This window comes from Halorubrum sp. SS7 (assembly GCF_005435055.1).
Classification (GTDB): domain Archaea; phylum Halobacteriota; class Halobacteria; order Halobacteriales; family Haloferacaceae; genus Halorubrum; species Halorubrum salinarum.
In genome coordinates, this window is record NZ_SGXV01000257.1 from 1 (window position 1) to 539 (window position 539).

Below are 539 nucleotides of genomic sequence, written 5' to 3' on the forward strand. Positions count from 1 at the left end.
GTCAAGGAAGATAGCGACGACGATCTACTCGGTCAGTTCCGTGATGCCCGTGAGAACGTGGATCGCGGCCAGTTCGCTGAAGCCGAGCAACAACTCGGAGAAATCCAGGACAGACTAGAGGGACCAACTCCCGAGGAGCGGTTCAGAAACGCCGTCAAGGAACACGACGGGCAGTTATCGAAGGTCGTCGATACGACCGATTTCAGTTGGGATGAAGCGTTCAAATGGGCGTACCAGCTATACAGTAGCGGTGAATTCGACGATATACATCTGGTGAACACAAAATGAGTCGAACACAGACGGAGAGTCAGGGCGTGTGGAACCAACTCCCACGAGAGTTCAAGACAGAGTTACAGCAGCGGTTGCTACGGACAATCGACGACCGCTGTAAGCGACAGATCAACTCCGGCAACTACGACGCGACCGTGGCGCTCGGGGAACTATACGAGGACTTCGTCGATACCATAGCCGGGGACGACCGGTTCTCTGACGCGGTCCCGCGTGAGGTCGGAGAGGACCACGCGAGCCACCTCATCTTC

Annotated in this window: 2 protein-coding genes; both read left to right on the top strand. The window is 56.2% G+C overall.

Annotated features, from left to right (window positions below; genetic code table 11):
• Positions 1 to 288, top strand: a 288-nt coding sequence (locus EXE44_RS20465) for a hypothetical protein (protein ID WP_158293506.1), incomplete at its 5' end; no start/stop codon positions are given.
• The coding region (locus EXE44_RS17915; RefSeq protein ID WP_137718045.1) for a hypothetical protein at positions 285 to 539 on the top strand (255 nt) is incomplete at its 3' end. The genes EXE44_RS20465 and EXE44_RS17915, both read left to right, overlap by 4 nt.